Origin of the sequence: Bacteroides sp. AM44-19 (assembly GCF_003603395.1) — a bacterium.
GTDB lineage: Bacteria > Bacteroidota > Bacteroidia > Bacteroidales > Bacteroidaceae > Bacteroides > Bacteroides uniformis.
In genome coordinates, this window is record NZ_QTNB01000040.1 from 1 (window position 1) to 7,558 (window position 7,558).

At 51.5% G+C, this 7,558-nt stretch carries 9 protein-coding genes; 3 read left to right on the forward strand and 6 right to left on the reverse strand.

Going from position 1 to position 7,558, the window contains the following annotated elements; genetic code table 11:
• From DW947_RS20955 to DW947_RS20975, 5 genes are all read right to left on the reverse strand, one after another.
• Positions 1 to 422: DUF1896 domain-containing protein (locus DW947_RS20955; protein ID WP_133303616.1), on the reverse strand; the 422-nt coding region annotated here is incomplete at its 3' end.
• A 164-nt stretch (positions 423 to 586) separates the two neighbouring features.
• Positions 587 to 2,677: a type IA DNA topoisomerase gene (locus DW947_RS20960; protein ID WP_004371701.1), complete on the reverse strand. Its 2,091-nt coding sequence runs from the start codon at positions 2,675 to 2,677 to the stop codon at positions 587 to 589.
• Positions 2,678 to 2,737: 60 nt separating this feature from the next.
• Complete coding sequence (locus DW947_RS20965) at positions 2,738 to 4,297, reverse strand: DUF3945 domain-containing protein (protein ID WP_004371700.1); 1,560 nt, start codon at positions 4,295 to 4,297, stop codon at positions 2,738 to 2,740.
• Between the two features lie 20 nt (positions 4,298 to 4,317).
• Positions 4,318 to 4,668 carry a helix-turn-helix domain-containing protein gene (locus DW947_RS20970; RefSeq protein WP_004291454.1) on the reverse strand — a complete coding sequence of 117 codons (351 nt, stop codon included), beginning with the start codon at positions 4,666 to 4,668 and terminating at the stop codon, positions 4,318 to 4,320.
• Positions 4,669 to 4,671: 3 nt separating this feature from the next.
• Entirely contained in the window at positions 4,672 to 5,028 is a 357-nt protein-coding gene (locus tag DW947_RS20975) for a helix-turn-helix domain-containing protein (protein ID WP_025072716.1), read from the reverse strand.
• A gap of 202 nt (positions 5,029 to 5,230) precedes the next feature.
• On the opposite strand from DW947_RS20975, the gene DW947_RS20985 reads away from it, so the two are divergent.
• The 3 genes from DW947_RS20985 to DW947_RS20995 are packed head-to-tail and all read left to right on the forward strand — an operon-like array spanning position 5,231 to position 6,935.
• Positions 5,231 to 5,530 carry a helix-turn-helix domain-containing protein gene (locus DW947_RS20985; RefSeq protein WP_095231473.1) on the forward strand — a complete coding sequence of 100 codons (300 nt, stop codon included), beginning with the start codon at positions 5,231 to 5,233 and terminating at the stop codon, positions 5,528 to 5,530.
• Between the two features lie 30 nt (positions 5,531 to 5,560).
• Positions 5,561 to 5,866 (forward strand): helix-turn-helix domain-containing protein, encoded by a 306-nt coding sequence (locus tag DW947_RS20990; protein ID WP_032538125.1) that lies wholly within the window; start codon positions 5,561 to 5,563, stop codon positions 5,864 to 5,866.
• 55 nt (positions 5,867 to 5,921) lie between these two features.
• A complete protein-coding gene (locus DW947_RS20995) occupies positions 5,922 to 6,935 on the forward strand; it encodes a DUF2971 domain-containing protein (protein ID WP_005809274.1) in 1,014 nt (337 codons plus the stop codon).
• Positions 6,936 to 7,042: 107 nt separating this feature from the next.
• On the opposite strand, the gene DW947_RS21000 is transcribed toward DW947_RS20995, so the two are convergent.
• A complete protein-coding gene (locus DW947_RS21000) occupies positions 7,043 to 7,405 on the reverse strand; it encodes a hypothetical protein (RefSeq protein WP_005809276.1) in 363 nt (120 codons plus the stop codon).
• Positions 7,406 to 7,558: the final 153 nt, after the last annotated feature.

A 7,558-nucleotide genomic window follows, 5' to 3' on the forward strand; every position in this document is an offset into this window, starting at 1 on the left:
GTTGCTCCCGTCAGCTCCGTGTAGAGCAGGTCGTAATCGGAAGACAGGGCGAAGTTGTCGTCCGAAAGGTCATAGACGGAGAACACGTTGCCGACAAGCGGCAGGAGTTTATGGATAAAGGCTTCTTGTTTCTCTTCCGGCACTTCGTTGGCAAACTCGTTCTCCACGACTTCGTGGAGCATGGCGTACCGGGAATAGTGCAACCCGCGCAGCAGTGTTTCCATCGCCAGTTCCTGCGCACCGTCGGCGGGATAGCCTTCAATCCGCGCCTTTTCATACGTTTCGGCGGCACGATCGGCGCGTTCCCGTATGAAAGCGGTGTCGGTAGCCTGTTCAAACTTGTTCGTGCGGAGGTAGTCCATCAGGTACAGACCGTAATAGGAAAAGTCGGACTGCCCTTCGTTGTTCTTCTTGTTGTTCATTACTTTGGAGTTTAGTGGATTGATATTTAACGGGATAATCGGTTGGAAAAAAGGAAGAAAAAGGCACTCGGTATCCCTCCGAGTGCCGCCACTAAATCCAAAGTATGAGTGTAATCCGGTATCGAAGAACAATTCATTACTCTGAACAAGTGGCAAAGTTAATACTATTTCTTCCGTCCTGAAAATTTCTTGCCCTTTTTAGCCTCCGGGAACACGAACGTCGTGTTATATTCCCCGTCAAAGGCGACGACGGCATCGAAGCTCTTGCCCTGTTTGCTCTTGAAGCCTTTGAGCAGCTGGGTATGCCCTTCGGTGAGCAGGTCTTTGATTTCATCGTCGGACAGGGTGCGTCCCGCTTTCAGCCGGAACACGGGCAGTCCGCACTCCGTGTTGTCGCAGCGTACCACCTTGCCGTAGAACCGCATCCTGCCCGTGCCGCACTTGGGACACGCGCAACCGGAATCGCGGCTGCCGAAGAGTTTGTCGCATGAGAGCAGTTCGGAGGTAATCTCCCGCGTGTACGCCTCTATCTTTTTGCGGAAGGTATCGGCGGACAGCTCCCCACGCTCGATGCGTGCCAGTTCCTTCTCCCATTCGCCTGTCATGGCGACATCGGCGATGCGCATCGTCTTCACCACGGAATTGAGTGCAAGCCCCTTTTCGGTGGGGACAAGCAATTTCTTGCAGCGTTCCATGTAACCGCGCTTGAAGAGCGTTTCGATGATGGAGGCGCGTGTGGCGGGAGTACCGATGCCGCAGTCCTTCATCGCCTGCCGCAGTGCGTCATCCTCGATTTCCTTGCCCGCCGTTTCCATTGCGGACAGCAGGGTGGCTTCGGTATGTAGCGGCTTGGGCTTAGTCTTCCCTTCTGTGATGGAAGAGGCTTTCAGTGTCAGCGTGTCGCCTTCCTGCCAGCCGGGAATGGTGGTTTCCTCCTTGTTTTCCTCGCCATAGACAGCACGCCATCCGGCTTGCCTGATGACGCTGCCTTTCACGGTAAACTCCACTCCGGCACATTCCGCCATGACAGCGGTCACGTCCTTGACGCATTTTTCAGAGAATGCCTCGACCATGCGCCCGGCAATCATCTGATAGATGGTATTGTCCTCTTTGGAGAGGAAGAGCGGTTTCTCACCCGTGACGAGTAGGGCATGGTGGTCTGTCACCTTGCCGCCGTCTACGCTGCGGCGTGTCGGGATGGCTTTTGCCCGCACCTTGTCTTTCCATTCGTGCTGTGTGCCGATGAAAGCGAGCAGTTTGGGAATTTCGGCAAACACGTCTTCGGGGATGTAGCGGCTACCCGTTCTCGGATAGGTTATCAGCTTCTTCTCGTAGAGCTTCTGCGCGATTTCAAGCGTCTGCTCCGCCGTGAAGCCGTGCTTGGCGTTGGCTTCTTTCTGAAGCGTGGTCAGGTCGTACAGCAACGGGGTATCCTCCGTTTTCTCCTTGCGCTCGGCTTTCGTTACCGTTGCGAAGCCTGCCGCCTTTACCTTATTATATAGCTCCGTTGCCGGTTCTTTCGACTTCCATTTTTCAGAGGATGAGAATTTCACGACCTTGCCGTCGCAACCGTCCGTTGCGATATGGAGTTGCCAGAAGGCTTCGGGCGTGAAGCGGCGGTTCTCCCAGTAGCGTTCACATACCATAGCCAACGTTGGTGTCTGCACCCGCCCCACGGAGTATGTGCCGTGTCCGGCGGCGATGGAGAGAGCCTGCGTGCCGTTGATGCCCACGAGCCAGTCGGATTCGCTTCGCGCTTTGGCGGCGAGGTATAGGTTGTCATACTTGCCGCCGTCTTCGAGGTTGCGCAATCCCTCGCGGATAGCCTTGTCGGTGAGCGAGCTTATCCACAGGCGCACGAAAGGAGTGGTACTGCCCGTGTAGTGGTAGAGGTAGCGGAAGATAAGTTCACCCTCGCGTCCGGCATCGGTTGCCACGATGATTTGGTCGCTGGTGCCGAACAGCCTTTTGATTGTTTTTATCTGCGACACCACGCCGCTATCGGGCTTGTAGCCTTTCTCCGTCCTGACCTGACGGGGGACGAGCGTGAAGGTGTCGGGGATAATCGGGAGGTTGTCACGGACGAAACCGCGCACGCCGTAGCCATCGGGCATGGCGAGCTGGACAAGGTGTCCGAATGCCCATGTCACGGCATAGCCGCCTCCCTCGAAATATCCTTCCTCTCTCTTTGTCGCGCCCACGATGCGGGCGATTTCACGTGCCACGGAGGGCTTTTCTGCAATGATTGTCTTCATGTCTTCTTCTTTTTTGTTGATACTTTGGATTTTATTTTGGATTCAGTGGCGGACATCGGTCTATACTTTCATGCCCTTGCCCGTTTTCTTCTGCGGCTTGTCCTGCTGCTGTTGCTGGCGGGCGTCCTTCGGAGTGGTCTGACCTTTCTGCAAAGGCTCTTTCAGGTTCTTTGTCGCCTCGTTGGTCTTGCCCTCGTTGTTCACCGCCACCTGCGTGCGGCTCTCGTTGGACGGGGCGACCTGCTGCCCGATGTCGGGATTTGTTTCGTAGCGGTACGGGCGACCCTTCTCCGGGTTGAACTTGATATACATCGTGGCATGGAAGCCCTGCTTGTCGGTCACGTTCTCCAGTTTCACGGCTTTGCCCGCCACATAGTCGGCTTTCTGCTGTTCGGTGAAGTTCACGTCGCTCCATTTGCTGATGGGGCGGATGCTGCCGTCCTCGTTCGTCCACGTGTTGCGGCGTTGCTCCTTCTTGGTCTGTGTGGCATTTTCCCCGCCTTGCGCCTGACTTTTCGACGTGTCGCCTTTGGTTTCCTGCGTCTGTACGGTACGGGGCGACCTTCCGGTTCCCGGCACGAACTCCACGCCGCGCTGCTCCACGTTCACTTGCAGAGTGGTGACGAACTTCCTGCCGTCGTTGCGCTCGATGAGCTTGTCGCGCACGGGCAGTCCGGCGCGGAGCATATCCTGCTCCTGCTTGGTGATTTCCGTCTTGCCGATGCGCTCCGGGATGCGTACCTTGCTCGCCGGAATGTCCGTGATCTCATTCGTCTTGCGGTCGATGCTGATGTAGGAGGGGATAATCTCGCCCGTTTCCTTCTCCACGATGTCCACGACCCTGCCGAGGTTGCCCGTCTCGCGCAGGTTCTTCCGGTCGTCGTCGGAGAATTTGTGTTCCTTGTATTCATCCAGTTTCTGCTCCTTGCGGATGAAGTGCGGCACGAGGCTGATGTTTCCCTCGCCGTCCTTCTTGAAGGAAAGGCGGGCGTCCAGCTCGAATGCTTCGCCGCCGAAGGTGGGCTTGACCTTCACCAAGTCGGACTTGCCGTAGTGGAGCATCTTCGTAAGGTCGCCGGACTTTTCAAGGTCGTCACGCTTCACGCCCCATCTGTCCTCCAGCTCCTGCCAGTTGATTTTGCTCTCGTCGATGGGCTGGTAGCCCCGTTTGCCCTGCGTCTGTTCGGGATCTTCCTGTTGTTCTTTTTGTTGCTCCATGTTTTCCTGTTTTTGAGGTTCTTGTTTTTCGGTTGCCAGTTCTTCCTGCACCTTTTTCTCGTAGTCGGAGGTGTCCACCTTGTGAGGGGCAAGCAGCTCCTTGTTCGCTTCGGGGTCTTTCAGCAGTTGCTTCATCACCTCCAAGAGATTTTCGGCTTGGTCTGCCGCGATGCGGTAAAAACCGAAGCGGCTGGGTTCCTTGCACTGCCGGAAGAAGTTCTTGAAGAAGTTGTCCAGCACGTCGCCGTGTCGGTCGAATTGCAGGAAACTCTGCGCGTTTTCCGCTTTCGCGGGGGTGCGCTTGGGTGTGCCGTCCGCGTTCAGCCCGGCAACCACGCTGATCTCGCCCGTCTTCTCGTCACGGACCACCAGCACGTCCTTTTCGTCTTTTTTCTTTGCCATCTGAAAAATGTTTTAATGGGTTATTTATGAAAGAAATTATGGATACGAGCCTTGTAGAAGGCTATATCTTCCTTTTTGAAGTCCTTGATATGGTTGGAAAGGAATGTCAGCACGTCCTCCTCGCTGTAATAGGTTTTCTTGCCCAGTGTCTTGTAGGGCAATGCGCCGACACTGCGGTAGCGTTGCAGGGTGCGCTTGCTTATCTGAAGCAGCATGCACAAGTCCTGATTGTCGAAAAGGCGGATGCTTTCCGTGATAGTAGGCTGTTTCCCCTCAGCCTTCATCGCCAGCAGCAGTTCGTCCTGACGGTCGAGCCGTTCCATCAACTTCTGCATCCAGCCTTCGAAGTTGTTTCGTGTGAGCAGTTCCATGACCTATGTCCTCCTTCCTTTGGGGTTGCCGCCCGTGCGCAACGTGTGGTTGCGTTTCAGTTCCTGCGGTGTCGCCGCGTCCTCGTTGACGGTACTCTCATCAAGCAGGCGGTCGATTTCCGACTGCCGGTAGCGGCATTTGCCGCGAAGCACGACATAGCCGATGCGTTGCTCGCTGCGCATACGCTGGAGGGTGCGGGTACTCACGTTAAGCAGGTGCGCCGCCTCGCGTGTGGTGAGCAACCTGTCGGGCGATGCCGCTCTCTTGTCACCGGAGACGGCACGGACGTGTGCCGCAATCTCCGCTATCTGTTCCGTCAATGACCGGAAGACGGAACTTTCCATTGTTATCACTTTCATATTCAGTCCTTTCTTTTTGTATCTGCGGCAAAATTCGGCAATAAACAAAAGGGGCTTTAACAACTCACTACGTGACTCACGTAAGATTTTTACGGAAGATGGCTCCGTAACCCGGTCAAACGGCGCAACAGGCAGCCTTTCAGTGGAAAACGGCACGTGTCCGGGAGTGTATCGTTACCTTTGCGGGCAAACCGATAATTGCATGAATATGGAAATAGTATCAATTGAGAAAAAGACTTTCGAGATGATGGTGGCGACATTCGGCGCACTCTCGGAGAAGGTCGCCGCACTGAGGCGCAAAAGCGACACGGGGCGCATGGAAAGATGGCTCACGGGCGAGGAGGTCTGCGGGCAGTTGAGAATAAGCCCGCGCACGTTGCAGACGTTGCGCGACAAGCGGCTTATCGGCTACTCGCAGATAAACCGCAGGTTCTATTACAAGCCGGAAGAAGTTAGGAGGCTGATTCCGCTTATCGGTACGCTCTATCCCGGCGGCAGGTAATCTTATTATTCACCCACTGAATCCAAAGTTATGATGAACGAGAACAACGATGTTTTTACACTGGAGGACGAGCCGCTTGCCACCGTGGTGCAGAATATGCGCAAAGGCTCTAAATGGCTCTCTGCATTTTTGGAAAACTACCGTCCACCGCTGGACGGGGAACGTTACCTGACGGACAGGGAGGTGGCGGAGTTGCTCCGTGTGAGCCGCCGTACCTTGCAGGAATACCGTAACAACAGAGTGTTGCCCTTTATCCTTTTAGGCGGGAAGGTGCTTTACCCCGAATCGGGATTGCGTGAACTGCTGGAGGCGAATTACCGCAAACCGATGGAGTAATGTCCTGACATTCCGGAATAAAATGCGTACCTTTGTGGTTAAAACGAATACCATTATGCTTCGGAGTGAATTTGCAAAATTGTTAGAATCCACAATAATTCCTGAAGGAATTGAGCAAGAGGACATAAAATCCCGAATCTATCCTATAAGTGCAGCATTGATGTCAATGTTGCCACAAAAACTGTATAGATATAGGAGTTGTTCAACATTAAACCTTGATGCTTTTGACAAGGATCTGGTTTATGCTGTTACTGCTGATAAGTTTAATGACCCCTATGACACTCTTGTTTATTATAGTTTGGATAATATTCAAGAGCAAATGAGAGCTTGTTGTACAGAAGAATTTCTTGAACAATTCAAACAGATACTTGAAACTAAAGATTTCGAATTTCCTCCAAGTGTAATCCAATTTTTCGGAAGAAACAATTTGACAGGTTTAAAAAAACAGGTAATATCGTGTAACGGCATAAATCCATTGACATTAGCTCTTTTTAGTGTTGTAATGGAAAACATATTGAAAGAAATCCTATTAAAAATGGGGGATACATTAAAGGTCGTATCTACAATAGCATGTTTAAGTGAAAGCATAGATTCTGTTATAATGTGGAGTCACTATGCCCAAAATCATGAAGGGTTTGCATTGGAATATGATTTAAGGTTCTTATTAGAACAAGGAGAAATGAATTGTTGTATCTTGCCTGTTATATATGATAATAACCGCTTTGATGCAAATAGTTTTATTCAATGGTATATAGCAAAGAGCTTGGGGCTGGATGTTAAAAATATAGATTCACTATCGCATTTGAAAATGGCTATTCACAAATCCACACAGTGGGAATATGAAAATGAATGGCGTATTATTCATTCAGAGAAACAACCTGCCGCACATTCTCGTGCAACAAGCCTGAAAATTGTTCCTAAAGCAATCTATTATGGAGAGAGAATTTCAAACATCCACAAGAAAACTTTGCATTATATAGCACAAGAAAAAGGAATTGCGGAATATGATATGTACATTGATTGTGGCTCGTTAAAGTATGAGATGTTATATAAGCCATCTCAATTTTGATACCTCATATTCTTTAGCACATAATTTGTATATTCAAAATTGACTATTTTAAAGTTAAAACGGACAGCTTGATGGTTGTCCGTTTTTAATTGATTTTCATCGTCTTTTCAGCAGTAACCGCCTTTTCCGCTATGTACGAATAACATGTAGGCGGTATGCTTGTCTTTTGCAAGTGCCTTGTCCATCAGCCAGCGGCGGAAAAGATGGGCATGGTATGTGCTCAGCCGAAAGGTGACGGGGATGATTATCTCAAGCGAGTAAACATCCGCATACAGACCGTTTTCAAGTTGGATGTAGCGGCATGCCTCGTAGTCGTTCAGCACGTCCGTTTTGAGGATGGCTTTGATGGCGGCGTTCACTGCCGGGACACCCGTGTGGAACAGTCTGGCGATTTCTCCGGCGGTCATCCATACATCGTTACCGGTTACGCTGACCGCCTTGTCCTCAATGATGATTATGTCACGTTTCATGGCTTCTCTGTTTTAGATGGTACGACCTGCAAATTCTTCGATTTGGTTCAATCTCGCGGCAAGGTTCTCTATGTCTTGATTGAGCTTCTCTTTGGTTATTTGTAGGCTCGGCAAACAACGCCTTTCCGCTTTACAGCGGTAGGTTTTCGCTTA